The 25,807-nt window shown below is 63.3% G+C and carries 23 protein-coding genes; 4 read left to right on the top strand and 19 right to left on the bottom strand.

The features are described 5' to 3' along the window. Positions 1–18: 18 nt before the first annotated feature. A complete protein-coding gene (locus tag GTP69_RS03030) occupies positions 19–672 on the bottom strand; it encodes a TetR/AcrR family transcriptional regulator (protein WP_161053512.1) in 654 nt (217 codons plus the stop codon). A 167-nt stretch (positions 673–839) separates the two neighbouring features. Here GTP69_RS03030 and GTP69_RS03025 point away from each other — a divergent pair, with 167 nt between their 5' ends. The 4 genes from GTP69_RS03025 to lexA all read left to right on the top strand — a co-directional run bounded on the left by GTP69_RS03025 (position 840) and on the right by lexA (position 5,543). Continuing rightward, a complete protein-coding gene (locus tag GTP69_RS03025) occupies positions 840–1,484 on the top strand; it encodes a DUF3313 domain-containing protein (protein WP_202424282.1) in 645 nt (214 codons plus the stop codon). A gap of 35 nt (positions 1,485–1,519) precedes the next feature. After that, complete coding sequence (locus tag GTP69_RS03020) at positions 1,520–2,116, top strand: outer membrane protein (protein WP_161053511.1); 597 nt, start codon at positions 1,520–1,522, stop codon at positions 2,114–2,116. Between the two features lie 82 nt (positions 2,117–2,198). Beyond that, positions 2,199–4,811 (top strand): DUF5695 domain-containing protein, encoded by a 2,613-nt coding sequence (locus GTP69_RS03015; RefSeq protein WP_202424281.1) that lies wholly within the window; start codon positions 2,199–2,201, stop codon positions 4,809–4,811. A 93-nt stretch (positions 4,812–4,904) separates the two neighbouring features. Then, entirely contained in the window at positions 4,905–5,543 is a 639-nt protein-coding gene (lexA, locus tag GTP69_RS03010; RefSeq protein WP_110844531.1) for a transcriptional repressor LexA, read from the top strand. A 54-nt stretch (positions 5,544–5,597) separates the two neighbouring features. On the opposite strand, the gene GTP69_RS03005 is transcribed toward lexA, so the two are convergent. From GTP69_RS03005 to GTP69_RS02920, 18 genes are all read right to left on the bottom strand, one after another. Then, positions 5,598–6,392: a tetratricopeptide repeat protein gene (locus tag GTP69_RS03005; protein ID WP_161053510.1), complete on the bottom strand. Its 795-nt coding sequence runs from the start codon at positions 6,390–6,392 to the stop codon at positions 5,598–5,600. Positions 6,393–6,515: 123 nt separating this feature from the next. Continuing rightward, entirely contained in the window at positions 6,516–7,760 is a 1,245-nt protein-coding gene (locus GTP69_RS03000) for a cystathionine gamma-synthase family protein (protein WP_161053509.1), read from the bottom strand. A 2-nt stretch (positions 7,761–7,762) separates the two neighbouring features. Then, positions 7,763–9,289 carry an amidophosphoribosyltransferase gene (gene purF, locus GTP69_RS02995; protein WP_161053508.1) on the bottom strand — a complete coding sequence of 509 codons (1,527 nt, stop codon included), beginning with the start codon at positions 9,287–9,289 and terminating at the stop codon, positions 7,763–7,765. Between the two features lie 51 nt (positions 9,290–9,340). Then, positions 9,341–9,829: a CvpA family protein gene (locus tag GTP69_RS02990; protein ID WP_161053507.1), complete on the bottom strand. Its 489-nt coding sequence runs from the start codon at positions 9,827–9,829 to the stop codon at positions 9,341–9,343. A gap of 1 nt (position 9,830) precedes the next feature. Beyond that, a complete protein-coding gene (locus GTP69_RS02985) occupies positions 9,831–10,841 on the bottom strand; it encodes an SPOR domain-containing protein (protein WP_161053506.1) in 1,011 nt (336 codons plus the stop codon). Between the two features lie 22 nt (positions 10,842–10,863). Then, positions 10,864–12,153, bottom strand: coding sequence for a bifunctional tetrahydrofolate synthase/dihydrofolate synthase (gene folC / locus GTP69_RS02980; protein ID WP_161053505.1), 1,290 nt, complete (start codon positions 12,151–12,153; stop codon positions 10,864–10,866). 80 nt (positions 12,154–12,233) lie between these two features. Continuing rightward, complete coding sequence (gene accD / locus GTP69_RS02975) at positions 12,234–13,106, bottom strand: acetyl-CoA carboxylase, carboxyltransferase subunit beta (protein WP_110844538.1); 873 nt, start codon at positions 13,104–13,106, stop codon at positions 12,234–12,236. A gap of 158 nt (positions 13,107–13,264) precedes the next feature. Beyond that, entirely contained in the window at positions 13,265–14,062 is a 798-nt protein-coding gene (gene trpA / locus GTP69_RS02970; RefSeq protein ID WP_161053504.1) for a tryptophan synthase subunit alpha, read from the bottom strand. A gap of 11 nt (positions 14,063–14,073) precedes the next feature. Further along, positions 14,074–15,306, bottom strand: a complete 1,233-nt coding sequence (gene trpB, locus GTP69_RS02965) for a tryptophan synthase subunit beta (protein ID WP_161053503.1) — start codon at positions 15,304–15,306, stop codon at positions 14,074–14,076. Further along, positions 15,272–15,985: a phosphoribosylanthranilate isomerase gene (locus tag GTP69_RS02960; protein WP_161053502.1), complete on the bottom strand. Its 714-nt coding sequence runs from the start codon at positions 15,983–15,985 to the stop codon at positions 15,272–15,274. The genes trpB and GTP69_RS02960 overlap by 35 nt, the downstream gene beginning before the upstream one ends. 3 nt (positions 15,986–15,988) lie before the next feature. Next, positions 15,989–16,792: a tRNA pseudouridine(38-40) synthase TruA gene (gene truA, locus GTP69_RS02955; protein WP_161053501.1), complete on the bottom strand. Its 804-nt coding sequence runs from the start codon at positions 16,790–16,792 to the stop codon at positions 15,989–15,991. 50 nt (positions 16,793–16,842) lie between these two features. Beyond that, a complete protein-coding gene (locus tag GTP69_RS02950; RefSeq protein ID WP_161053500.1) occupies positions 16,843–19,629 on the bottom strand; it encodes a motility hub landmark protein FimV in 2,787 nt (928 codons plus the stop codon). A gap of 177 nt (positions 19,630–19,806) precedes the next feature. Continuing rightward, positions 19,807–20,934: an aspartate-semialdehyde dehydrogenase gene (asd, locus tag GTP69_RS02945; RefSeq protein WP_161053499.1), complete on the bottom strand. Its 1,128-nt coding sequence runs from the start codon at positions 20,932–20,934 to the stop codon at positions 19,807–19,809. 25 nt (positions 20,935–20,959) lie between these two features. Beyond that, positions 20,960–22,030, bottom strand: a complete 1,071-nt coding sequence (leuB, locus tag GTP69_RS02940; RefSeq protein ID WP_161053498.1) for a 3-isopropylmalate dehydrogenase — start codon at positions 22,028–22,030, stop codon at positions 20,960–20,962. An 11-nt stretch (positions 22,031–22,041) separates the two neighbouring features. After that, positions 22,042–22,689, bottom strand: a complete 648-nt coding sequence (gene leuD / locus GTP69_RS02935) for a 3-isopropylmalate dehydratase small subunit (RefSeq protein WP_110844546.1) — start codon at positions 22,687–22,689, stop codon at positions 22,042–22,044. Positions 22,690–22,742: 53 nt separating this feature from the next. Continuing rightward, positions 22,743–22,865, bottom strand: coding sequence for an entericidin A/B family lipoprotein (locus GTP69_RS02930; protein ID WP_110844547.1), 123 nt, complete (start codon positions 22,863–22,865; stop codon positions 22,743–22,745). 24 nt (positions 22,866–22,889) lie between these two features. Then, positions 22,890–24,293 (bottom strand): 3-isopropylmalate dehydratase large subunit, encoded by a 1,404-nt coding sequence (gene leuC / locus GTP69_RS02925; RefSeq protein ID WP_161053854.1) that lies wholly within the window; start codon positions 24,291–24,293, stop codon positions 22,890–22,892. Between the two features lie 196 nt (positions 24,294–24,489). Beyond that, a partial coding sequence (locus GTP69_RS02920) for a chemotaxis protein CheA (RefSeq protein ID WP_229260796.1) occupies positions 24,490–25,807 on the bottom strand: 1,318 nt, incomplete at its 5' end.

Raw genomic sequence — 25,807 nt, 5'->3', positions numbered from 1 at the left:
CGGCGACTATACCAGCTTTTACGGCAAAACACCAGCCCTTGGCTTGAGCAAGAGCTGGATCAGTTGCCGGTGGGTTTCCTTGGTTTTCTGGCATTCCGCCTCGGCGACGTCGGGCGTGAAGATGATGCGGCAGATCGCCGCGTACAGCACCGGCGCCATGATGAAGCTGAAATTATCGGTCAGCGGACTCGGCTCCAGCACGCCGCTGGCGACATAGCCATCGATCACCGCCTGTTGCTGGCGGTGGGCCGGCAGCACGGTTTCGTCCTGCCAGCGCCGGATCAGCGCCGGCACCCGGTGGCCTTCGGCAATCAGCAATTTCATCAGCGACACCATTTGCGGCGTCATCTCGTCATAGCGCTGGTCGATGAAAGTATCCAGCGCGCTCTCGACGCTATGCCCCACCGGCGGCAGCTGCCAGGCGCCCAGCGCCGGCTGCAGCACATCTTTCAGCAAGGTCTCGAAAATCTCGTCCTTGTTTTCAAAGTGCACGTACAGATTGGCCTTGGAGGTGCCAGCCCGACTGGCGATCTTGGAAATACTGGCGGCATTGAAGCCGAGCGCGGTGAATTCGATCAGCGCGGCTTCCAGGATCTGCTGCCGCCGCACTTCCGTGGTCAAGCGCACGCGCTTTTTGGCCGGCGCCGCGCCAGCAGTTTTTGCTACAGCCATGTGTTCCTTCCATGTGGGACTGCGGAAATGATACCACCGCCAAGCAAACACACTAATGACCGATCGATCGTTAGTGTGTTACGATAAAAGTGATCGATCGGTCATTAGCGAATTTTCGCCAGCACCGGTCGGCGCCTTTGTTCAACTTTTATCCTGAGAGGATTATCTTGGCTACCCGTCCCCTACTCCTTGCCCTGCTGGCATGCAGCGCGCTGACCGCCTGCGCCAGCCGGCCGCCGGACCGCTATAACGACCTGCCGATCACGGCCCGGCTGCAACCGACCAGCTCGGACACCATGCCGTTCGCCTATGACGAACCGGCGCACTGGCGCGATTACTCCGCCATCATCATTGAACCGGTCGCCATCTACGCCGGCGCCGACCACCAGTTCGGCGACCTGTCGGCCAGCGACCAGCGCGAACTGGCGTCCGCCATGGACCATGAATTCCGCCAGACACTGCGCAGCCGCTTCCGGCTCACCGACACCTCCCAACCGGGCGCCTTGCGCCTGCGGCTGACGCTGACCGGCGCCAAAGGCAATACCGCCGTGGTCTCCACCGTCACCCGCTTCGACCTGGTCGGCCTGCCCTACAACGCCGTGCAGGCGCTGCGCGGCAAGGAAGGCATCTTCATGGGCTCGGTCAGCTACTCGGTCGAGGTGTATGACGCCATGAGCAACCGCCTGCTGAAGGCTTATCAGGCGCGGCAGTACCCGAACGCCATGAACGTCGGCGCCACCTTCGGCAGCCTCGGCGCGGCGCGTACCGGCCTGGACAAAGGCGCCCACGAGCTGCTGGCCGAACTGCAATGAACCACCTCAATCACCTTATCCGGAGCAAGCCAGACATGACCTTCACCACCAAAGCCCTGCTGGGCATCAGCATCCTGTGCGCCTGCGGCGGCGCCAGCGCGCAATCCGCCTGGAGCGGCTTCTATGGCGGCGTCAGCGGCGGTCACGCCAGCACCGACAGCGACTCGCTCAACAGCCGCCTCGGCTCCTTCAAGGGCGACGGCAGCGGCGCGCTTGGCGGCGTGCAGATCGGCTACAACTATCGCCTCAGCCCGACGTTCGTGGTCGGCTTCCAGAATGACTTCTCCGGCACCCGCATCAAAGCCGGCAGTGACGGCGCCTTGTCGCCGCAGGTCAAGATACCGCTGTTGGCCACCGGCCGGCTGCGCGGCGGTTCGCTGATGCTGGACGAGCGGCTGTTTTTGTACGGTACCGGCGGCGTGGCGGTCGGCCGCATCGACGACGCTGGCGACAAGCGCGTGAAATACGGCTGGTCGGCCGGCGCCGGCGTCGAGTGGGCCTGGTCGCCAGTGCTGACCACCAATCTTGAAGTGCTGGCCAACAAGCTGTCCAAGGACTGGAGCAAGGGCGATCGCCCGGATACCGACATCCGCTTCAAGACCATCACGGTCGGCCTCAACTACCACTTCTGACCGTCGCAGCCTGTCCGTGGAAAAGCGCTCCCCGGGCAGGCGAGCCCGGCTACAATCATCGGATCTTCCTTCAGGAGTGCCGATGAATTTCTACCCTGCCCTGCTTGCCGCCCTTATCGTCCTGCCCGCTGCTGCCGCCGACCGCGCCTATAGCACGCCGCAACTGCTGCTGGCCCTGCGCGCCGACACGCAAACGCTGGCGCGGCTGACGCCGGTCAGCGATCCCAGCTTCGATTTCACGCCCGGCACGCGGGGACAGGAACGGCGCGGCAACGGCTACGCCCACATCGGCGACCTCAACCTGCGGCTGCGCAGCGGCGACGGCGCCTGGCAGGAATATTCGTCGTCCAAAGATCGAAAACCGGTGCGCGTGCTGCCGGCCGGCCGCGCGCTGGCCGCCGCCGACATCAGCGCCACCTTTGGCGGCGGACTGCCGCTGATAGTGGAACGACGCTGGCTCAACGATAAAGGCGCGCTGGTGCTGCGCTTCACGCTGATCAACCGCTCGGCCCAGCCGGTGGAGATTGGCGGCCTCGGCATGCCGATGGTGTTCGATAACATCATCACCGACCGCACGCTGGAGCAGGCCCACGCCAGCGCCAGCTTCGCCGATCCCTACATCGGCCGCGACGCCGGCTACGTGCAGGTGACGCGCCTCAACGGCCAGGGCCCGGCGCTGCTGGTGCTGCCGGACGGTCACACGCCGCTGGAAGCCTGGCGTCCGATCGAGGACAACAGCAAGCGCGCGCAGACCGCCGAAGGCTTTTACGACTGGACCGTGACCAGCAAGGCCTACGCGGAAACCGACTGGAAAAACGCCGGCCAGCAGTGGAACACGCCCACCAGCCTGACGCTGCAAGCGGGCGAACGGCGCGAGATTGGCGTCCGTTTCGTCACCGCGCCGACCATCCGCGCCATCGAGCAGACGCTGGTGGCGCAACAGCGGCCGGTGGCGATCGGCATTCCCGGCTACGTGGTGCCGACCGACCTGGACGCCACACTGTTCCTGCACAGCCCGCAAAAGATAGCGCGCATCGACGCTGAACCGGCCGGCGCGCTGACTGCCACGCCAGCCGCAGCACCGGCCAGCGCCACCGCCAAAGGCTGGCTGCGCTACACCATCAAGAGCCAGGGCTGGGGACCGGCGCGCCTGAACATCACCTACGCCGACCACAGCGTGCAGACCATCAGCTATTTCATCACCAAGCCGCTGGAACAGGCCGTGGCCGACCTCGGCCGCTTCAGCACCACGCAGCAATGGTTCGATGACAAGACCGATCCCTTCCAGCGCGCGCCGGCCATCCTGACCTACGACAACGACGCCAAACGCATCGTCACCGACGACACCCGCGTGTGGATTTCCGGCATGAGCGACGAAGGCGGCGCCGGCAGCTGGGTGGCGGCCATCATGAAGCAGCTCGACAACCCGGACGCGGTCGAAGTGGCCAAGCTGGAACGCCTGGTCAACGAGACCGTCGTCGGCAAGCTGCAAGTAGCCGACGGCCCGCAAGCCGGCGCGGTGCGCAAGAGCCTGTTCTACTACGATCCGCAAGCCTTCCCTGCCTATTACGATGCCACGCAAGACTGGAAGACCTGGACCTCGTGGAACAAGAAGGACGCCGGCGACCTCGGCCGCGCCTACAACTATCCGCACGTGGCGATCGGCCACTGGGTGCTGTACCGCCTTGCGCGCAACCACAGCGGCCTGGTCACTGCGCACGACTGGCGCTGGTATCTGCAACACGCCTACCAGACCGTGGTGGCGATGGAACGCGACGCGCCCGAGTACGCGCAGTTCGGCCTGATGGAAGGCGACGTCTTCGTCGACATCCTGCAAGACCTGCAACGCGAAGGCCTGCAAGCCGAAGCCGCCAACATGGAACGCCTGATGAAGCAGCGCGCCGACCACTGGCGTTCGCTGGCCTACCCGTTCGGCAGCGAAATGGCGTGGGACTCGACCGGCCAGGCCGAGGTCTACGCATGGATGCGCTACTTCGGCTACCAGAAGCAGGCCGACATCACGCGCGAAGTGATCCTCGGCTACGACCCGACACTGCCCAGCTGGGGCTACAACGGCAACGCCCGCCGCTACTGGGACTTCCTGTATGGCGGCAAGACGCGCCGCATCGAGCGCCAATTGCACCACTACGGCTCGACGCTGAACGCGGTGCCGCTGTTTGCCGCCTACCGCGCCAACCCGTCCGACCTGCACCTGCTGCGCGTGGCGTATGGCGGCCTGCTGGGCGGCATCACCAATATCGATCCGCAAGGCTTTGCCTCGGCCGCCTTCCACGCCTGGCCGGACATGATGCGCTGGGACGCCTACAGCGGCGACTACGGCATGGGCTTCTACGGCCACGCCTACGCTACCGCCACCTACGTGCTCAACGATCCGGTGTTCGGCTGGCTGGCCTTCGGCGCCAACCTGCGCAATGATGGCGCCACGCTGCACGTCACGCCCAGGGACAGCGCCCGCAGCCGCCTGTTCGTCGCCTCGACGCGCACCTGGATCACGCTGGCAGCCGGCAAGATCGACAGCGCCGACATCGACACCCGCAGCGGCGCCATCACGCTGCAACTGGCGCCGCGCACGGCCTCGACGCCGACCGCACGCGTGATCGTCGAGCGCAACGGCAAGCGCAGCGAGTCGCTGGTGACGCTGGCAGAGGGAGCCACCACCTGGCGTGGCAAGTGAATTTATTTCGTACGAGGCAACAAATTCCCTTGCATTTCAAGGCATACTGTACAAAAATACAGACTGTCTATATACACAGGCTCACCGTACCCCATGCTTAAGCTCACCGCCCGCCAGGAACAAATCCTGAATCTGATCAAGGACGCGATCGAAAACACCGGTTTCCCACCGACGCGCGCCGAGATCGCCAATGAACTGGGCTTCAAGTCCGCCAACGCCGCCGAGGAACACTTGCAGGCGCTGGCCCGCAAGGGTGCGATTGAAATCGCTGCCGGCACCTCGCGCGGCATCCGCCTGCTGGGCGTGCATGCCGAACCGGCCGCGTCGAAAATCCCGGCCGCGCTGATGATGTCGCTGCCGCTGATCGGCCGCGTGGCCGCCGGCTCGCCGATCCTGGCGCAAGAAAACCTGGAAACCAACTACAACGTCGACCCGGCCATGTTTGCCGCCAAGCCGGACTACTTGCTGAAGGTACGCGGGGAATCGATGCGCGACGCCGGCATCATGGATGGCGACCTGCTGGCCGTGAAAAAAGTCGACAGCGCCAAGAATGGCCAGATCGTCGTCGCCCGCATCGGCAACGACGTCACGGTCAAGCGCTACCGCAAGACCGGCGGGCTGATCGAGCTACTGCCGGAAAATCCGGACTTCAAGATCATCACCGTCGATCCGGAAGCGGACGAGTTTGCGCTGGAAGGCCTGGCGGTCGGCTTGATGCGCACCTGGCACTAAAAAACAAAACAGCCCGCAGTTGCGGGCTGTTTTACTTGCGGCGTCGCTATTCTATTAGCGCGCGCCCGGCGTGGGCGAAGTGAAGCCCACACCCTTGTCGCGATTCATCGCGCGCACCTTCTCATCTTGCGCGCGCATCAGCGCCAGGTCGGACGCCGTCTTGGCGTTGGCGCTGACCACATGGCTGTTGGTCCGTTCACGCCACGCGTCCTGCGCCGCCAGCATCGCATCCGCTTCCACCTTGGCGTCGCCTGCGGCAGCCGCATACGCCTTGTCCAGGCGCGCTACGGCAGCGGTAATTTCCTCGTCCGTCATCACGTTCTGCAAATCGGCCGGAATGGCTTTGCCGACCGGCAGCAAGGTGGTCAGGTTGCTGACAAAGCCCTTGTAGCAATTCTGCCAGCCGTCGATGCCAGCAGTCACTTTCTTGATTTCTTCCGCCGTGGTGGAGAGCACCGGAATGGCCGGCTTGACGCAATTGAACTTGTTCAGGCGGACATCGGCGCCGTCGTACTGCTTGACGTAGTAATCGATCTTGGCGCGGTTGGCGGCGCGCTGCGGCGTCAGCTGCAAGGCCTGGCGCGCGTCCGTGACACCGGCATCGGCGGCTTTGCGGAACAGCTCATCGGCTTTGGCCGTGTCGGCCGGCGTGCCCTCGCCATACCAGTACAGTTCACCCAGATGGAATTGCGCCACGGCGTTGCCGCTGGCCGCCAGCTTGGCGTAGATCGGCAATGCGCGCGCGTACTCCTTGGCCGCCACGAAGCGGTCGGCATCCGCCAGCTCATCCGCTACGGCAGCGCCACAGAACAGTACAAACCCCAGGCCCAGCAATTGACGTGTTTTCATCTCAACCCCTGATTTAATTATCGAAACAGCAAAATCCAGTGTACCTCAAGGATTTTGACATCGCATTAATTTAGTATCAGGTTCGCAACGTTGCGACAAAACCGCAACACCCGGCCCGGGTGATCAGCAACCTTCCAGTGCGGTGCAGAAGTCGTCCAGCAGATCGGCGGTGTCTTCGATGCCGACCGAGACGCGGATCAGCGATTCGGCAATGCCCATCGAGGCGCGGCGCTCGGCGCCCATCTCGTAGAAGATGGTGTGCGCCACCGGGATGATCAGCGTGCGGTTGTCGCCCAGATTGGATGCCGGAATCGCCAGCTTCAGGCGGTTGAGGAAGTCGAAGCAATCCAGGCCGTCTTTCAGCTCAAAGCTCAGCAGCGAGCCGTGCGCGCGGAACAGTTCCGAACTGATGGCGTGCTGCGGGTGCGACTTCAGGCCCGGATAGTAGACGGCCGCGACGCGCTCATCCTTCTCCAGCAACTCGGCCAGCGCCAGCGCGTTGGCGGTGGTGCGCTGCATGCGCAAGGCCAGCGTTTCGGCGCCGACCGCGATGTGGTGCGCAGCGTCCGGCGCCAGCGAGGAGCCGAAGTCGCGCAGCGCCTTGGCGCGGATCTGTGCCAGGCCCCATTGCAGCGGCGCGGCTTTCTTGTAGTTCTCGTAGATATTCGGGAAGCGGGTCCAGTCGTAGGCGCCGGTATCGGTCAAGCTGCCGCCCAGCGCGTTGCCGTGGCCGCCGATCGACTTGGTCAGCGCGTTGACCACCAGGCCGGCCCCCACCGCTTTCGGCAGGAACAGGTAGGGCGTGGTCATGGTGTTGTCCACCACGTACAGGATGCCGCGCGCCTGGCACAGTTCGCCGATGCGCTTCAGGTCCGCCACTTGCGTGCGCGGATTGGCGATGGTCTCGACGAACACCACCCGGGTGTTTTCGGTGATGGCCGCTTCCACATTCGCCACATCGGTCGCGTCCACGAAGGACACGCCGATGCCCTGGCTCATGGCGGTCTGCCACAGGCTGTTGGTGTTACCGAACAAGAAGGCCGACGACACCACATGATCACCCGTGCGCAGCAGCGCCTGCACCACGGCGCCAATCGCGCCCATGCCGGTGGCGAAGCAGATGGTGCCCACGCCCTGCTCCATCTTGTTGACCTTTTCTTCCAAGGCAGAGATGGTCGGGTTGCCCTGGCGGCCGTAGCGGAAGCCCGGTTCCTTGCCCTGGAAGACCGACGCCAGTTGGCGCGCATCGGCGTAGCCGAAAGCCACCGAGGTATGAATCGGCTTGTGCAACGAACCGTGCTCGATGCCCTTCTGGCGGTCGCCGTGCAGGATGGTGGTGGTGAAGCCGTAGTTCTTCTTGTCGCTCATGGTTACGCTTCGCTGGCTGCCAAGTTCAGGTTCAGCTGCGAACGGCCAGCATCTTCCGGCGCGGCGGCCTTGGTCGGGTGGTGACGCTCGTATTCCAGTTTATCCAGATACTCGCGGGTCACGTCGCCGGTCACGTAGACGCCGTCGAAGCACGATGCCTCGAAGCTGGTCAGCGCCGGATTAACGTCCGAAATCGCCCGTTTCAGCGCATCGATGTCCTGGTACACCAGGGCGTCGGCGGTGATTTCGCGGCAGACTTCTTCCACCGTGCGGCCGTGGGCGATCAGCTCGTCGCGGGTCGGCATGTCGATGCCGTACACGTTCGGGTAGATCACCGGTGGCGCGGCCGAAGCGAAGATCACCTTGGTGGCGCCGGAGTCGCGCGCCATCTGCACGATTTCGCGGCTGGTAGTGCCGCGCACGATCGAGTCATCGACCAGCAGCACAACCTTGTCCTTGAATTCAGCCGGAATGGCGTTCAGCTTCTGGCGCACGGATTTCTTGCGCGCAGCCTGACCCGGCATGATGAAGGTACGGCCGATGTAACGGTTCTTGATGAAGCCTTCGCGGTATTCCACGTTCAGCGCCAGCGCCAGCTGGATCGCCGCAGGACGCGACGAATCCGGAATCGGCATGACGACATCGATCTTCATGTCTTTCAGTTCACGCTTGATCTTCTCGGCCAGGTACTCGCCCATTTTCAAACGGGTGGCGTACACCGAGGCGCCGTCGATCACCGAATCCGGACGGGCCAGATAGACGAACTCGAACACGCATGGGTTCAGCGATGGATTGTCGGCGCACTGACGCGCATGCAGCTTCTTGTCGTTGTCGATGAAGACGGCTTCGCCCGGCGCGATGTCGCGCACGAAGCGGAAGCCCATGCCTTCCAGTGCCACGGATTCGGAGGCGATCAGGTATTCCACGCCATCCGGGCCTTCGTTGATGCCCAGGCACAGCGGACGGATGCCGAACGGATCGCGGAACGCCAGCAGGCCGACACCGGCGATTTGCGCCACGGCAGCATAGCCACCACGCACGCGGCGGTGCAGCACGGTCACGGCGTTGAAGATGGTCTCGGCGTCGATCGAGATGCCGACCGTGGCTTTTTCGATTTCGTGCGCCAGCACGTTCAGCAGCACTTCCGAATCGGAATCGGTGTTGATGTGGCGGCGATCATTCTCGAACATCTCTTTTTTGAGCTGTTCCCAGTTGGTCAGGTTGCCGTTGTGGGCCAGCGTGATGCCGAACGGGGCATTGACGTAGAACGGTTGCGCCTCTTCCTCGCTCGACGAGCCGGCGGTTGGGTAGCGGCAGTGGCCGATACCGGAGTTGCCTTGCAGCGTACGCATATTACGGGTACGGAAAACGTCGCGCACCAGGCCATTGGCCTTGTGCATGGCGAACATGCTGCTGTGATTGGTCGCGATACCTGCCGCATCCTGACCGCGATGCTGCAACAGCAGCAAGGCGTCATACAGCATTTGGTTGACAGGTTGATGGGAAACGACGCCGACAATGCCACACATGATGGTGCTCCTGGACTGGACTACAGATTTAAAAACGCAGATTTAAAGAATTCAAAAATTTACATGCTGCGCGATGGCAGCGGGAAGATAGGGTTTGGCCATCCGTACGCCTTCTTCCGCGTAAGGACTCAACATCGCATGCTTCCAAAAATCCTGTTGTGGCAGCGAGGTCATCCCACTCAAGATGACGGCGGCCAGCACAATTACAAGCCCACGGGCAATACCGAACGCGGCGCCTAGCACGCGGTCGATGAAGCTCAGGCCGCCCGCGTCGAGCAAGGCGTCCAGCGCCAGCGACAACAGGCTCATTAAAATCCGTGCACCGATAAACAGTGCGATAAAGGCAACGATCAGCCGCAACACCTCGCCCGGCACCGCCGCCGGCAGCATCTGCGCCAGCGGCGCGGCGTAGGCATTGGCCACCACGAACGCCACGATCCAGCTCAGCAGCGACAGCACTTCCTTCACCAGTCCGCGCACCAGACCAATGATGACCGACGTGGCCAGCACGAAGATCACCAGGTAGTCGAAGAGCGTCACGTCAGACGGTTTCCAGGCGGCCGTCCAGGCCCATGCTGGTCAGCTTGGCCTTGACCTTCTCGGCCTCTTCCTTGCTGCTGAACGGGCCGACACGCACGCGGGTGATGCCCGACGGCGTTTTCTGCGTGAACGAGCTGATGCCAGCGTTTTTCAGTTTGGCGCGCAGTTCGTCCGCCTTGCCCTGGTCGCTTAGTGCGGCCACTTGCAGCACGAATTTCTGGCCGCCCTCGGCAGCAGGGGCGGCGCCCTTGCCTTCCAGGATGGCCAGCGCGCGGGCGTCGTCCGACTTGGACGGTGCGGCGGCCGGCTTGGCTTCGGCGGCCTTGGCGGCTTTGGCTTCGGCCAGCTTGCGTTCGGCATCCTTGTCGGCCTTGAGCTTGGCTTCGGCCTTGGCCTCGGCCAGTTTGCGTTCCTGTTCCTGCTTGTAGTCGGCGTCCTGGCGGGCCTTCAGCTCGCGCTCAGCCTGTGCCTTGGCCATGATTTCAGCGCGGGCGTCCGCCTTGGCCTTCGCTTCCAGCCTGGCGGCGTCCTGTTTGGTGGTGTCGACGGCGGCGACCACCGGCGCGGCGGCGGCTACGGCTGCGGCGGCTGGCTTGGCGGCCGGCTTCACGTCCTCGACGATTTCTTCCCGGCTGTCCAGCGCGGCGTTGGCCGGCACGGTGGCGGCAGGCGCAGGCGCGGCTTCAGCTACCGGCTTGTCCTTGGAGGGGATTTTGATTTCGATATCGGACGCCAGCTGCTTCGGCTCGGAATCGAGCAGCATCGGCAGGCCGACCGCGACGCCCAGCGCCAGCATGATGGCGCCAACCAGACGGCGGCGCGCGCGTTTCTTTTCCGGCAATACCGGATCATCCTCTTCGCGGTCGCGCGAGCGGCGCTTGGGACCATCGGCCGACGAGGCGCGCTTGGAGCGGGCGCGCTCGGTTGCCGCCTGGTCATCTGCGCTGGTGTAATAGCCGCTGTCCTGGCCAGCGTCTTGCTTGTTTTTACCGGATTTCGAGAACAAGCCCATGCGTGATTTCAGTCCTGTGCGTTCAGTGGAGTGAGGATTTTCGCGCCGCCATGACACCGGCCACGGTCAGGAACGATCCAAAGACCACAATTCTATCATCCTCACCGGCCCGGCTGACGGCATTTGCGTACGCGGCAGCAGGATCATCGAACACATTGATGGTGCGTTCGTCGCGTTCCGGCTGCACTACCAGCACCTTGGCGGCCAGCTCGGCGGCACTGGCCGAACGCGGCGACGGCAGCGTCGCCAGGCACCAGTGATCGACGTGTTCGGACATGGCCGCGATCACGCCGTCGATATCCTTGTCCTGCATCGAGCCGAACACGGCGTAGGTGTAGCGGTGGAAGCCCATGTTGCCGAGGTTCTGGTTCAGCGCGGCGGCGGCGTGCGGATTGTGGGCGACGTCGAGGATGGTGGTCGGACGGCCCGGCAGCACCTGGAAGCGGCCCGGCAGTTCCACCGTGACCAGCCCGGTGCGCACTTCCTGCGCGCCGACCGGCAATTCCAGCTTCAGCGCTTCCAGCGCGGCCAGTGCGGCGCAGGCATTGAGAATCTGATTGGCGCCGCGCAGGCTTGGGTAAGCCAGCGAATTGCGGCGCTGGTTGCGGCCGCCATAGCTCCACTGCTGCTTGTCGCCGGAATAATTGAAATCGCGGCCCATCAGCCACAGGTCGGCGCCGATGGCTTCGGCGTGGTCGATCAGCGATTGCGGCGGCACCGGATCGGAGCAGATCGCGGTTTTTCCGGTGCGGAAGATGCCGGCTTTCTCGAAGCCGATCTTCTCGCGGGTGTCGCCCAGGTAGTCGGTGTGGTCGATATCGACGCTGGTGACGATGGAGACATCCGCATCGACGATGTTGACCGCGTCCAGGCGGCCGCCCAGGCCCACTTCCAGGATCACCACGTCCATGCCGGCTTGCGACAGCAGCTTCATGATGGCCAGCGTGGTGAATTCGAAGTAGGTCAGCGTGGTGTCGCCGCGGGCGGCTTCGACCTCAGTGAAGGCGGCCACCAGCACTTCATCGCTGGCCAGCTCGCCGTTGACGCGGGCGCGCTCGTTGAAATCGAGGAAATGCGGCTTGATGTACAGGCCGACCTTGTAGCCGGCGCGCAGCAGTATCGATTCCAGCATCGAGCAGGTCGAGCCCTTGCCGTTGGTGCCGGCCACCATGATGACCGGGCAACTGAAGCTCAGTTGCAGGCGTTCCTTGACGGCGAGAACGCGGTCCAGGCCCATGTTGATGACGGTTTCGGCATGGCGCGATTCAAGCAGCGCAAGCCAGGCGGGCAAAGTAGTTGGGAGGTTCGACATGATGGGACTCTGAAATGAAAACGGCGCGCAGGCCGGATGATATCCGATTGCGCGCCGTGGTGTGTAGGCCGGGCCGTTTTTTAGGCTAGCACTTCCACAGGTTGATTTTGCAGCAAGGCCAGCAGACGGGCGATTTCTTCGCGCATCTTGCGGCGGTCGACGATCATGTCCACCGCGCCTTTGGTCACCAGGAACTCGGCGCGCTGGAAGCCTTCCGGCAGTTTCTCGCGCACGGTGTTCTCGATCACGCGCGGGCCGGCGAAGCCGATCAGCGCTTTCGGCTCAGCGATGACCACGTCGCCCATGAAGGCGAACGAGGCCGACACGCCGCCCATGGTCGGGTCGGTCAACACGCTGATGAACGGCAGTTTCTTTTCCGACAACTTGGTCAGCATGGCGGTGGTCTTGGCCATCTGCATCAGCGACAGCAAACCTTCCTGCATGCGGGCGCCGCCGGTGGCGGTGATGCAAATGAACGGCACTTTCTGTTCCAGCGCCTGTTGCGCGCCGCGCACGAAGCGCTCGCCCACGACGGAGCCCATCGAGCCGCCCATGAATTCGAATTCGAAGCACGCCACCACAACCGGCAGGCTCATGATGGAGCCGCCCATGACGATCAGCGCATCGGTCTCGCCGGTGGCTTCCATGGCTTGCTTGAGGCGGTCCGGGTATTTCTTGCTGTCCTTAAACTTCAGCGTATCGACTGGCAGCGTGTCCATGCCGATTTCGTAGCGGCCGCCGGCGTCGAACAGGCTATCGAGGCGTTCGCGGGCGCGAATGCGCATGTGGTGGTCGCATTTCGGGCAGACGTGCAGGTTGGATTCCAGGTCGGTGCGGTACAGGACGGCTTCGCACGATGGGCATTTGACCCACAGGCCTTCCGGCATGGTCTTGCGCGCGGCAGCGTCGGAACGCTGGATTCGGGGGGGCAGCAGTTTTTCCAACCAACTCATAAATTCTCCTTGCAGCTTACTCGTGGGCCGAAGTGTAGCCGTTTCTCGCAGACCTGTCGAACTTTAGAGGAAATACACTATTGAAGAGACACTATTTCAATATAGCCAATATTGAAGATATTTCAAGGGGTACCATGACGGCGCCCCTTGCGAACGCATTACGCGTCGAGGGCGGTGCGGATGGCGGTGGTGAAGGCTTGTACGGCGGCCACTGCGCCGTCTTTGCCGGCGGCTTCGATTTCCTGGATGATGCGGCTGCCGATGACGACCGCATCCGCCACCTCGGCCACGGCGCGCGCGGTGGCGCCGTCGCGGATGCCGAAACCTACGCCGATCGGCAACTTGACGTGCTTGCGGATCGCCGTCAGCCGCTGCGCCACATCGGCCACGTCGATATTGCCGGCGCCCGTCACGCCTTTCAGCGAAACATAGTAGCTGAAGCCGCCACCGACCTTGGCCACCTGCTCGATGCGCTGCTCGGTCGAGGTCGGCGCCAGCAGGAAGATCAGGTCCAGCCCGGCCGCGCGCATGGCGGCGGCGAACTCTTCACACTCTTCCGGCGGATAGTCGACCACAATCGCGCCATCCGCCCCCACCGCCGTCGAACGCGCGATAAACTCGGCAGCGCCGATGCGCTCGATCGGGTTGGCGTAACCCATCAGCACCACCGGCGTGGTCTGGTTGGTCTTGCGGAACTCGGCCACGTAATCAAACACATCCCTGATGCCGACGCCGTTGGCCAGCGCCCGCTCGCAGGCACGCTGGATCACCGGGCCTTCGGCCATCGGATCGGAAAACGGCACGCCCAGCTCGATGATGTCGGCGCCGCCGGCCACCAGGGCGTGCATCAGCGGCACGGTGGATTCCTTGCCAGGATCGCCGGCAGTGATGAAGGTCACCAGCGCGGTCTTGTTTTGCGCTTTCAAAGCGCTGAAGGTTGCTGCGATTTTGGACATTGTCGGTTTCCTTAGTTGAAGTTCAGACCCATACGCTCTGCGACCGTATGCATGTCCTTGTCACCGCGGCCCGACAGGTTGGCCAAAACAATCTTATCTTTCGGCAGCGTGGCCGCCAACTTGGCCGCGTAGGCCAAAGCGTGCGACGACTCCAGCGCCGGAATGATGCCCTCGATGTGACAGCAATCATGGAAGGCCTGCAGCGCCTCATCGTCCGTGATCGAGACATACTCGGCACGGCCGCTATCCTTCAGGTAAGCATGCTCCGGGCCGACGCCCGGATAATCCAGCCCGGCCGACACCGAATGCGTCTCGATGATCTGACCGTTCTCGTCCTGCAGCAGATAGGTGCGGTTACCGTGCAGCACGCCCGGATAGCCCTTGGTCAGCGACGCCGCATGCTTGTCGCCGTCCAGCCCCTCGCCCGCCGCTTCCACGCCAACCAGCTTGGTATTCTTCTCATCGATGTACGGGTAGAAGATGCCCATGGCGTTGGAACCGCCACCGATGCAAGCCACCACATAGTCGGGCTGGCGGCCGGTCATTTCCGGCATCTGCACCAGGCACTCCTCGCCGATCACCGACTGGAAGTCGCGCACCAGCATCGGATACGGGTGCGGACCGGCCACGGTGCCGATGATGTAGAAGGTGTTTTCAATATTGGTGACCCAGTCGCGCATCGCTTCGTTGAGCGCGTCTTTCAGGGTCTTGGAGCCGGACTCGACCGGAACAACCGTCGCCCCCAGCAGCTTCATGCGATAGACATTCTGCGCCTGGCGCTTGACGTCTTCGCTGCCCATGTAGACCACGCACTCCAGGCCGAAGCGCGCGCAGATGGTCGCGGTGGCCACGCCATGCTGGCCGGCGCCGGTCTCGGCGATGATGCGCGGCTTGCCCATGCGCTTGGCCAGCAATGCCTGGCCGATCACGTTGTTGATCTTGTGCGCGCCGGTGTGGTTCAGGTCTTCGCGCTTGAAGTAAATCTGCGCGCCGCCGGCCATCCCGGACCAGCGCTTGGCGTGATAAATCGGCGACGGGCGGCCGACAAAGTGCTTCAGCTCGTAGCGGAACTCTTCGAGGAATTCAGGGTCCTGGCTGTAGCGCGCATAGGCTTCGTTGAGCTCGGCCAGCGCATAGGTCAGGGTTTCGGCGACAAAACTGCCGCCGTAAGGGCCAAAGTGACCTTTGGCGTTGGGCAAATCGTATTCTTTAGCGTGGAACAGCGGCTTCGCTTGGGGATTCATGATGGGCTTGGCTTTCTAAAATGGCATCTCCGGCCCGCACCGCCGCGACAAAGTCGGCGATCTTGCGGGCATCCTTGATTCCCTTGGCCGCCTCGACACCAGAACTGATGTCGACAGCGTAGGGACGTACACCGGCCACCGCGTCAGTCGCGTTGTGTACGCTCAAGCCACCACTTAAAACGACCCGAGGCGCGAGATCTTTTGGAATGAGAGACCAATCAAAACCCTTTCCTGCGCCCCCGTAGGCGTCCACATAGGTATCCAGCAACAGGCTGGTGAACAAGGGACTGGCGGCGCGGTTTGCCTGCTCGTATTCTAGCAGTTCATCCGGGGCCGTGTCAGGTTTGACGCGGAACACTTTCATGTACTGCCGCCCCGCCGCCGCCGCGATGGCAGCCGCCTGGTCCACGGTTTCGTCGCCATGCAATTGAATTAACGACAACGGCGCGACGCGCACAGTGGCTGCCACCTCGTCCGGCGTGGCGTTGACGAACAGGCCGACGCTGGTGATAAACGGCGGCACGCTGCGGATCAGTTCGGCGGCGCGCTCGGGCGTGACGTAGCGCGGGCTTTTCGGATAGAACACGAAGCCGATCGCATCGGCGCCGGCAGCCACCACGGCTTGCACATCTTCTTCGCGGGTCAGGCCGCAGATCTTGATACGGGTGCGCATGCTCATCCTTTAAAACCAGGGCAGCACGCTGGTGGTTTCCTGCGGCAGTGCCCACTTTTCATCGTAGTCGATTTTCGCCAGGTACAGGCCGTCCGGCATGAAAGTCGGCGCGGCCAGCCCGCGATTTTTCGATTCCAGCAACTCGCCCAGCCAGCTGACCTCTTCGCGGCCCTGGCCGATGTAGACCAGCGAGCCCACCAGGTTGCGCACCATGTGGTGCAGGAAGGCGTTGGCTTTCAAGGTAAACACGATCAGCTCGCCATGGCGGCGGATCTGGATGTCGTGCATCAGCTTGACCGGCGACTTGGCCTGGCATTGCGCGGCGCGGAAGGTGGTGAAGTCGTGCCAGCCCAGCAAGGGCGCGACCGCCGCCTGCATGCGCTCGACGTCCAGCGGGCGATGATAGAAACCGGCCCGGCCGACCAGCAGCGGCGAACGCGTGGGATTGTTGTACAGCACGTAGTGATAGGTGCGCGCCTGGGCGCTGAAACGGGCGTGGAAGAAATCGAGGACGCCTGGATCGCCGTCCAACTCCTTGACCCAGCGCACGGCGATGGACGGCGGCAAAAAGGCGTTGATGCCGCGCAGCCAGGCATACGGCACGCGGTCCAGATCGGTATCGAAATGCACCACCTGTTCGCTGGCGTGCACGCCGGCGTCGGTGCGGCCGGCGCAAGTGGTTGCCATCGGCACTTTGGTGAACTCCAGCAGCGCATGTTCCAGCTTGTCCTGCACGGTGAGGCCGTGGACCTGCTTCTGATAACCCTGCCAGGCCTGGCCGTCGTACTGGAGCCCGATTGCGATCCGTTTCAATTGCTGCCCAATCTAAATGTCTGAGTCAGCCATTATATAACGCCCGGCTTTTATCCCAGCTGGGCCTTCATGGCGTTGGCCTTGGCGACTTGCTCGTCGCTGCCGCCGCGCAGCACCTCGTCCAGCAGCTCGCGCGCGCCTTCCTTGTCGCCAATTTCCTGATAAGCGACTGCCAGATCCAGCTTGGTGTCCATCTCCATCTGCATCGCCGACAGCGGTTCATTGCTGGATGCGGCGGTGGCCGGGGCGGCGGTGTCGTTGTTGAAGCTGCCCAGGTCCAGGTCGATGTTCGACAGGTCGAATTCCGGCGTTGCCGGGGCCGGGGCCGGCGTGATGGTTTCCACGTCAGGCGGCAGGTCCAGGGTGGCGTCGAAGTCCAGCGGCGCCGGTTCTTTTGGCGGCTCGGTGAAGGCGCGCACTTCCGGGATATCGAAACCAGCCAGGTCCAGGTCGAGCGGATCGACGGTGGTCAGGTCGCGTGGTTCCGGCGCTGGCGCAGGAGCAGCAACCGGCGCGGCGGCCGGCGATGGCAGGTCGAGGCCGAAGTCCAGGCTCATGTCGTCGGCTGGCGCAGGCGCTTCCGGCTCGGCGGCCGGGGCCGGCATTTCAATCGCCGGCGACGGTGCGGAGACCGGCTCGAAGCTCAGGCCGCCCAGGTCGAAGTCCATCAGGTTGTCGTTTTCCGCCGCCACCGAGGCTGGCGAGATGGCGGCATCGGCTGCTTGCGGCAGTGCGGTTTCCATGTCGTCGGCAGCGAACTCGGCGCCAAAGTCCGGGCTGTGCGAGATTGGCGCCGAACGCACGGCGTCCTGGCTCAGGTCGAAGTCCAGCGGCGATGGCGCGGCGGCAGGCGCAGGGGCCGGCGGTTCGGCGCCGAAGGTGTCACCGAAGTCGTTGCTGAAGTCCGACGATTCATACGCGGCGACAGCAGCGGCACCGGCGGCGACGCCGGCAGCGCCAGCCATCAGCGGTGCGGCGGCAAAGCTGCCCTCATCCTTGCCGGCGGTGTACAGCGGATTCGACGGATCGAGCGTCTTGCCCAGCGCGGCGGCGTGATCCCACTCGTCGCCCTGGCCACGGGTTTGCGCGTACAGTTCCGAGGCCTGGGTTTCAAACGCGCGCGCGTCCTTGCGGGCGGCGTAGATTTCCATCAGCTTCAGGCGCACCGCATGGCGTTCCGGATGGGTGCGCAGCGCTTCTTTCAGAATCTCTTCCGCCTGGGCGTCGCGGCCATAGGCGATGTAGACGTCGGCTTCCGCCACCGGATCGACCTCATTGGTGTCGAGCTGGCTGGCCGACGGCGCGAAGTTCGAATTGAATACGCTGTTGTTGGTGTCGATGCTCTGGCCGCCGGCATCGGCAATCAGCGGCTGCGGTGGCGGCAGCGCGGTATCGCCGAGAATCGACGGCTCGTCCTGCGGCACCACGAATTTTTTGCGGCGGCGCGAGGCCATGATGCCCAGCGCGCCGGCCAGCACCGCCGCAGCGGCCAGGCCAACGTAGGTGATATTGTCCATCAGCGTTTCGAACAGGCTCGGCTCGGCGAACTTCGGCGGCAGTACCAGCGTGCGCTTCGGTTTGACTTCGGCCGGGGCCGAAGCCGGAGCAGAGGCCGCTGCGGAGGCAGACACTGAAGCAGAGGCGGCAGGCGCCTTCACATCCGCTGCAGTCTTGCTCTTCAAGGCCATCAACTTTTCCAGGTCGTTGACGTTCTTTTCCAGTTCCTTGACGCGGGCGGCGGCTTCGTCCACCTGCTTCTGCTTGGCGATCTTGTCTTCTTCCGCCGCCACGCCGGTCTTGCCGGCTTGCGGTTTCTCGGTGGTGGCCTTGGACAGCGTCAGCTTGTCTTGCGCGGTGTTGGTGGCGTTGGGTTTCTCTTCCACCTTGGCGGTGACTTTGCCCGACGCGATCTTGCTTGGCTCGGTTTCCTTGGCGGCCGAACTGGCGGCGACCTGACCGGCCAGCTTGGCGCGGTAAGCGTTGAAATCGGCCGCGTGGGCAACCACCACACCGTGTGCTTCGCCTTCACCGCCGACAGCGCGGATCTGTTCGGCATCCGGCACGGCCAGGATCTGGCCGGATTTCAGGCGGTTCATATTCTTGCCGGCGAACGCTTCCGGATTGGCGCGGTACAGCGCGACCAGCATGGTGTCCAGCGATACGTCCACCGGCTTGACCTGGTTGGCGATACGGGTCAGGTTGTCGCCTTGCTTGACGGTGTAGTCGGCGGCGGCTTTGGCAGCCGGCTTCGCGGCTGGCTGTGGCCGTGCCGGCTCGGCGCGCGCCGGCGCAGCAGCGGTTGCGGCAGGCTGCGCAGCGACAGGCGTTTGCGCTGGTGCGGCAGCTGGCGCCTGCCCCGTGCGATTGCTGACATCCACCGGCGCGGTCACTTGCGGCGCCTGGGTGGCGCGCAGATCCGGCGGGTCGAGCAGGAAGGTGTACTCGCGCACCATGCGCCCCCCCGTCCAGCTCAGTTCCAGCAGCATGTCGACGAACGGCTCGTTGATGGCCTGGCTGGAGCTGACCTTGATGACCTGCCGGCCATTGCGCGGCTCGACTTCAAAACGTAGCGAACTCAGCGCTGGGTTGAAGTCGATATTGGCAGTGCGGAAGGCGTCCGCCGGCGCCAGCTTGGCCACCAGCGCGCTGGCCTCCTCGGCCGAGACCGAGGTCAATTCGATTTCCGCCCGCAGCGGCTGGCCCAGCGACGATAGCACCGTCAACTTGCCCAGCCCAGCCGCATTGGCCGTGGAGGCCACTAGCACCGCGCTAGCAACAGCGCTGGTGAGCGTTTTCAACGCAAACGAAACAATGCGGGGGCGATTTTGTACAGGCATAGTGGGGCGATTCTTATGGTTGTCAGTTGGAAAATGTTACTTTCCCAGATATATCAACATAACATCATGCACAGGAGCGTGCAAGCTTTGCACCACTTTACACGACAAAAAGGGATTTCCCCTATGAGAACACATAGGAAAAACCCCTTCTCTTACAACGATGCAGCAGTGTGAATTTTACTGATCGAGCACGATGCGCAGCATGCGGCGCAGCGGTTCAGCCGCGCCCCACAGCAGTTGATCGCCAACCGTGAAGGCCGACAGGTACTCCGGACCCATGCTCATCTTGCGCAGACGGCCCACCGGAATCGTCAGGCTACCGGTCACCGCGGCCGGCGACAGGTCCTTGACCGACGCTTCACGCGTGTTCGGCACCACTTTCGCCCACTGGTTGGCCGAAGCGATGATGTCGGTGATTTCGTCCAGCGGCACATCCTTGTTCAGCTTGATGGTCAGCGCTTGCGAGTGGCAACGCATGGCGCCGATACGCACGCACAGGCCGTCCACTGGAATCGCCTTGGAACCGAAGTCCGCACCCAGACCGAGGATCTTGTTGGTCTCGGCGCCGGCCTTCCACTCTTCCTTCGACTGGCCGTTGCCCAGATCCTTGTCGATCCACGGAATCAGGTTGCCGGCCAGCGGCGCGCCGAACTGCTTGATCTCGTCCGGCGACAGGCCATGCTGGGTGGCCAGCACCTGGCGGTCGATTTCCAGGATGGCCGAAGCCGGATCGTCCAGCTGCGGCTTGACGGCGCCGTTGATGGTGCCGAACTGGGTCAGCAGTTCACGCATGTGCTGCGCGCCGCCGCCCGAGGCCGCCTGATACGTCATCGAGGTCATCCAGTCGACCAGGCCGTGCTGGAACAAACCGCCCAGACCGATCAGCATGCACGACACGGTGCAGTTACCGCCGATGAAGTTTTTCACGCCCTTGCCCAGCGCGTCCTTGATGACGTGCATATTGACCGGGTCCAGCACGATCACCGCGTCTTTTTCCATGCGCAGGGTCGATGCCGCATCGATCCAGTAGCCGTTCCAGCCGGCTGCGCGCAGTTTCGGGAACACTTCGGTGGTGTAATCGCCGCCCTGGCACGAGATGATGATCTCGCACTTTTTCAGTTCGTCGATGTCGGTCGCGCTTTTCAGCTTGGTTTCGTTCTTGGCCATCGCCGGTGCATTACCGCCCGGATTCGAGGTGGTGAAGAACACCGGCTCGATATGGGCGAAATCGCCCTCTTCCTGCATGCGTTGCATCAGGACCGAACCCACCATACCGCGCCAACCTACCAGACCTACGAGTTTCATTTTGCTCTTCCTTGTCTATGAATTTTTATGCGAGTGCTTTGACGACCGCGTTGCCCATCTCTTCCGTGCCCACCTTGGTGGTGCCGGCTTCGTAGATGTCGGCGGTGCGCAGGCCCTGGGCCAGCACTTTCTTGACGGCGTTTTCGATGCGGTCGGCTTGCTCCACCTTGTTCAGCGAGAAGCGCAGCATCATCGCGGCCGACAGGATGGTCGCCAGCGGATTGGCGATGCCCTTGCCGGCGATGTCCGGCGCCGAACCGTGCGACGGCTCGTACAGGCCCTTGTTGTTGGCGTCCAGCGAAGCCGATGGCAGCATGCCGATCGAACCGGTTAGCATCGCCGCCGCGTCGCTCAGGATGTCGCCGAACATATTGCCGGTGACGATGACGTCGAACTTCTTCGGCGCGCGCACCAGCTGCATGGCGGCGTTGTCGACATACATGTGGTCCAGCGCGACGTCCGGATATTCCTTGTGCACGTCGGTGACGATGTCTTTCCAGAACTGGAAGGTCTCCAGCACATTGGCCTTGTCCACCGAGGTCAAACGCTTGTCGCGCTTTTGCGCAGCCTGGAACGCCACGTGGGCAATGCGGCGGATTTCGCCTTCCGCATAGCGCATGGTGTCGAAGCCTTCGCGCTGGCCCTTGAACGGACCGTCCGGGCACACGCGCACACCGCGCGGCTGGCCGAAGTAGATGTCGCCGGTCAGTTCGCGCACGATCAGGATGTCCAGGCCGGAGACGATTTCCGGCTTCAGCGTCGAGGCGTTGGCCAGCTCAGGGTACAGAATGGCCGGACGCAGGTTGCCGAACAGGCCCAGGTTCTTGCGCAGGCCCAGGATCGCCTGCTCAGGACGCAGCGGGCGGTCCAGCGTGTCGTACTTCCAGTCGCCCACGGCGCCGAACAGCACGGCGTCGGCGTCCTTGGCCAGTTGCAGCGTGGCTTCCGGCAGCGGATGGCCGCTGGCTTCGTAGCCGGCGCCGCCAACCGGCGCGGTTTCCAGTTCAAATTGCTCGCCCAGCGCGTTCAGTACCTTGACCGCTTGGGTGACGATTTCCGGGCCGATGCCATCGCCCGGGAGGATTGCGATTTTCATGTCTTTTATCTTTAGATGACGTTAGCCAACCAGGGTTGGTTTGCCAGATGACGCGCTTCGTATTCACGGATGGTGTCGGCGTGACGCAGCGTCAGGCCGATATCGTCGAGGCCGTTCATCAGGCAGTATTTGCGGAAGGCGTCGATCTCGAAGGGATAGGAGATGCTGCCATTGCTGGTGGAAATGCGCTGCTGCTCAAGGTCGACCACCAGTTTGTATCCGGGGAACGCCTTGACTTCGTTGAACAGATGATCGATCTGCGCTTCAGTTAATACGATGGGCAGCAAGCCGCTCTTGAAACAGTTGTTGAAGAAGATGTCGGCAAACGACGGCGCCACCACGGCGCGGAAGCCGTACTGGTCCAGCGCCCACGGCGCGTGCTCGCGCGAGGAGCCGCAGCCGAAGTTCTTGCGGGTCAGCAGGATCGAAGCACCCTGGTAGCGCGGCTCGTTCAGCACGAAGTCCGGGTTCAGCGGACGTTTGCTGTTATCCATGCCCGGCTCGCCGTGGTCCAGATAGCGCCACTCGTCAAACAGGTTGGGGCCGAAGCCGGTACGGTGAATGGACTTCAGGAACTGCTTCGGGATGATGGCGTCGGTGTCGACATTGGCGCGATCCAGCGGCGCGACCAGACCTTCGTAAATCGTAAATTTTTCCATAATGCTCTTCCTGGGACGCCACCCCGTCTTGCTACGGGGCGCGCGTCGGTTCGTTAATGCCCGGCAGCGCCCTGCACCGCCTGGCCGGCTTTCTGCACATCCTTGCCCATGCCGGCAATGGTGTTGCAGCCGGTGATAGCGATTGCGAGGATGGTCAGAGCGATCAGTTTTTTCATGATAATTCCCGGTGGGTAGAGGGGTTAGTGCAGTGCACGCACGTCAACAAAATGGCCGGCGATACCGGCTGCCGCCGCCATGGCGGGAGACACCAGATGGGTGCGTCCGCCCTGGCCTTGGCGTCCTTCAAAATTACGGTTGGAAGTCGAGGCGCAGCGCTCGCCTGGTTCCAGGCGGTCGGCGTTCATCGCCAGGCACATCGAGCAGCCCGGTTCGCGCCATTCGAAACCGGCATCCTTGAAGATGCGGTCCAGGCCTTCGCGTTCGGCTTGCTCTTTGACCAGGCCGGAGCCCGGCACCACCAGCGCCAGCTTGACGTTGGAGGCGCGCTGCTTGCCGCGCACCACCGCCGCCGCCGCGCGCAAATCTTCAATGCGCGAGTTGGTGCAGGAGCCGATGAAGACCTTGTCGATGCGGATGTCCTCGATCGCCGTGTTCGGCTTGAGGTTCATGTACACCAGCGCCTTTTCCATGGCGTTGCGCTTGACGGCGTCTTTTTCCAGGTCCGGGTCCGGTACGCGGCCGTCGACCGGCAGCACCATTTCCGGCGAAGTGCCCCAGGTGACCTGCGGCTTGATCTCGGCGGCGTTCAGTGTCACCACCAGGTCGAACTTGGCGCCCGGATCGGTGTGCAGCGTGCGCCAGTAGCCCACGGCCTGGTCCCAGTGCGGACCGGCCGGCGAGAACGGACGGCCTTTGACATAGTTGATGGTGGTGTCGTCGACGCCGATGATGCCGGCGCGGGCGCCTGCTTCAATCGCCATATTGCAGACGGTCATGCGGCCCTCCATCGACAGCGCGCGGATGGTCGAACCGCCGAACTCGATACAGTAGCCATTGCCGCCGGCGGTGCCGATCTTGCCGATGATGGCCAGCACGATGTCCTTGGAGGTGACGCCGGCCGGCAACACGCCGTCGACCTGCACCAGCATCGCCTTGGATTTTTTCTGCAGCAGGGTCTGGGTGGCCAGCACGTGCTCCACTTCCGAGGTGCCGATGCCGTGCGCCAGCGCGCCGAATGCGCCGTGGGTCGAGGTGTGCGAGTCGCCGCACACCACGGTCATGCCCGGCAGGGTCGCGCCCTGCTCCGGCCCGATCACGTGGACGATGCCCTGGCGCTTGTCGTTCATGTTGAAGTAGGTCAGGCCGTAGGACTTGGCGTTGTTGTCCAGCGTTTCGACCTGCAGGCGCGACACCGGGTCGGCGATGCCGTCGGCGCGCGAGGTGGTCGGCACGTTGTGGTCGGCCACGGCCAGGTTGGCCGACAGGCGCCATGGCTGGCGGTTGGCGGCGCGCAGGCCGTCGAATGCTTGCGGGCTGGTCACTTCGTGAACCAGGTGGCGATCAATATAGAGGATGGTGGTGCCGTCTTCCTCGGTCTTGACTACGTGGGATTCCCAGAGTTTGTCGTAAAGCGTCTTCATGATGTTCTTTGCTTACTGCTACTATTATCCAACTTGATTATGCCATATTGTGCAATGCAATAGCAGCCACCGCTGTCCAGCCTCTTGAGCCCGACGCCTTCTGCCCATCCATCCACTTGGTATGACCCCGTGTTCTTTACTGCGAAAAAAAAGCCTGCGTGAACGCAGGCTTTTGGTCTTTTCTGGCTTGATCCGTGAATCAAGCCGCCATGCGTACACTACCCCTGCAACCGTCCATTAGGAACGATAGGCCTACCACTAGCACCAGCTCGCCCTCTGCAGAGCGCGCCGTGCCGGTAATGCCCTCGACGGTAATCGCGGTCATCGGCTTGATCACCAGATCGGCAGTGCCATCCACCGCTTCCACGGCCAGGATGTACGGCTGTGGTGCCGAGACAACAATACCCACCTTCTCGCGGCAGCTTTCGTAGCCCAGCGAGTCGGCCAGCGAACGCACCGGCAGCGGACGGCCCTGGTCTTTCAGCACCGGGGCGCCGCCGACTTCCATGAACACTTCCGGCAGCTCGACCACGCGCTGAACCACGGCCATCGGCAGCGCCAGTGCGGCGCCCGAGGTCGATACCAGCATGGTCGGCACGATCGACAGCTCGATCGGCAGGCGGATGGAGAACTTGGTGCCCTTGCCCAGCTCGGACTCGATGTGGATCGCGCCGCGGTTTTTCTCCACGGCGGTTTTCACCACGTCCATGCCGACGCCGCGGCCAGAGACGCTGGACGCCACTTCCTTGGTCGAGAAACCCGGCAAGAATACCAGTTGATAGCAATCGTCGGCGGTCAACTGTGCCGATTCCGAAATCAAACCCTTGCGCAAGGCGATCTGGCGCAGCTTGACCGGGTCCATGCCCTTGCCGTCATCCTGCAGCACGATCATCACGCTGTTGGCTTCCTGCCACGCTTTCAGCTGGATGAACGAGCGCAGCGGCTTGCCGACTGCGGCGCGCTCTTCCGGCGTCTCGACGCCGTGGTCCAGCGCGTTGCGCAGCATGTGCACCAGCGGATCGTACAGCGAATCCACCACCACGCGGTCGACTTCGGTCTCCGCACCTTCGATGTTCAGATCGACTTCCTTGCCCAGATCCTTGGCCAGCTCGCGCACCAGACGCGGGAACTTCTGGAACAGGCGGCCGACCGGCTGCATGCGGGTCGCCAGCGTGGCGCGTTGCAGTTCGGTGGAGTAGCGCGAGGCGCGTTCCAGCGTCTCGGCCAGCGTCGACATCAGCGTCTGCGCCTGGCCCTCGAACTTGAACTGCATCAGGCGCTCCAGCAGCACGGCGGCCTGGTTGGCGGCCTGTACCGATTCGCCGGCCACTTCCAGCAGCGCATCCAGCTTGACGGCGTCGATCCGGATCGATTCTTCCTTGGCCGGCGCGGCGTGCTGACGTTCGTCTTTCTTGTCGGCGACTTCGCGGCGCGCGCCTGGCGCGGCCTTGACTTCGGCGGCGACGGCGGCGATTTCCGCGGCGCTCGGCGGCGTGAAGCCGGCTGGCGCGGCTGCG

Source organism: Duganella levis, from assembly GCF_009857605.1.
In the GTDB taxonomy this organism is placed as follows: Bacteria; Pseudomonadota; Gammaproteobacteria; order Burkholderiales; family Burkholderiaceae_D; genus Rugamonas; species Rugamonas levis.
The sequence above is the reverse complement of the archived record's forward strand: the minus strand, read 5'-3'. Positions and strand labels throughout refer to the sequence as shown.

Excerpts from the sequence above, each read along its gene's own strand:
- trpB (WP_161053503.1), bottom strand. The coding sequence starts at position 15,306 with ATGAATCCCCAAGCGAAGCCGCTGTTCCACGCTAAAGAATACGATTTG.
- GTP69_RS03005 (WP_161053510.1), bottom strand. The coding sequence starts at position 6,392 with ATGAAAACACGTCAATTGCTGGGCCTGGGGTTTGTACTGTTCTGTGGC.
- GTP69_RS02930 (WP_110844547.1), bottom strand. The coding sequence starts at position 22,865 with ATGAAAAAACTGATCGCTCTGACCATCCTCGCAATCGCTATCACCGGC.
- GTP69_RS03030 (WP_161053512.1), bottom strand. The coding sequence starts at position 672 with ATGGCTGTAGCAAAAACTGCTGGCGCGGCGCCGGCCAAAAAGCGCGTG.
- purF (WP_161053508.1), bottom strand. The coding sequence starts at position 9,289 with ATGTGTGGCATTGTCGGCGTCGTTTCCCATCAACCTGTCAACCAAATG.
- lexA (WP_110844531.1), top strand. The coding sequence starts at position 4,905 with ATGCTTAAGCTCACCGCCCGCCAGGAACAAATCCTGAATCTGATCAAG.
- folC (WP_161053505.1), bottom strand. The coding sequence starts at position 12,153 with ATGTCGAACCTCCCAACTACTTTGCCCGCCTGGCTTGCGCTGCTTGAA.
- accD (WP_110844538.1), bottom strand. The coding sequence starts at position 13,106 with ATGAGTTGGTTGGAAAAACTGCTGCCCCCCCGAATCCAGCGTTCCGAC.
- leuD (WP_110844546.1), bottom strand. The coding sequence starts at position 22,689 with ATGGAAAAATTTACGATTTACGAAGGTCTGGTCGCGCCGCTGGATCGC.
- GTP69_RS02985 (WP_161053506.1), bottom strand. The coding sequence starts at position 10,841 with ATGGGCTTGTTCTCGAAATCCGGTAAAAACAAGCAAGACGCTGGCCAG.
- GTP69_RS02960 (WP_161053502.1), bottom strand. The coding sequence starts at position 15,985 with ATGAGCATGCGCACCCGTATCAAGATCTGCGGCCTGACCCGCGAAGAA.
- GTP69_RS03020 (WP_161053511.1), top strand. The coding sequence starts at position 1,520 with ATGACCTTCACCACCAAAGCCCTGCTGGGCATCAGCATCCTGTGCGCC.
- trpA (WP_161053504.1), bottom strand. The coding sequence starts at position 14,062 with ATGTCCAAAATCGCAGCAACCTTCAGCGCTTTGAAAGCGCAAAACAAG.
- GTP69_RS03000 (WP_161053509.1), bottom strand. The coding sequence starts at position 7,760 with ATGAGCGACAAGAAGAACTACGGCTTCACCACCACCATCCTGCACGGC.
- leuB (WP_161053498.1), bottom strand. The coding sequence starts at position 22,030 with ATGAAAATCGCAATCCTCCCGGGCGATGGCATCGGCCCGGAAATCGTC.
- GTP69_RS03015 (WP_202424281.1), top strand. The coding sequence starts at position 2,199 with ATGAATTTCTACCCTGCCCTGCTTGCCGCCCTTATCGTCCTGCCCGCT.
- GTP69_RS02950 (WP_161053500.1), bottom strand. The coding sequence starts at position 19,629 with ATGCCTGTACAAAATCGCCCCCGCATTGTTTCGTTTGCGTTGAAAACG.
- asd (WP_161053499.1), bottom strand. The coding sequence starts at position 20,934 with ATGAAACTCGTAGGTCTGGTAGGTTGGCGCGGTATGGTGGGTTCGGTC.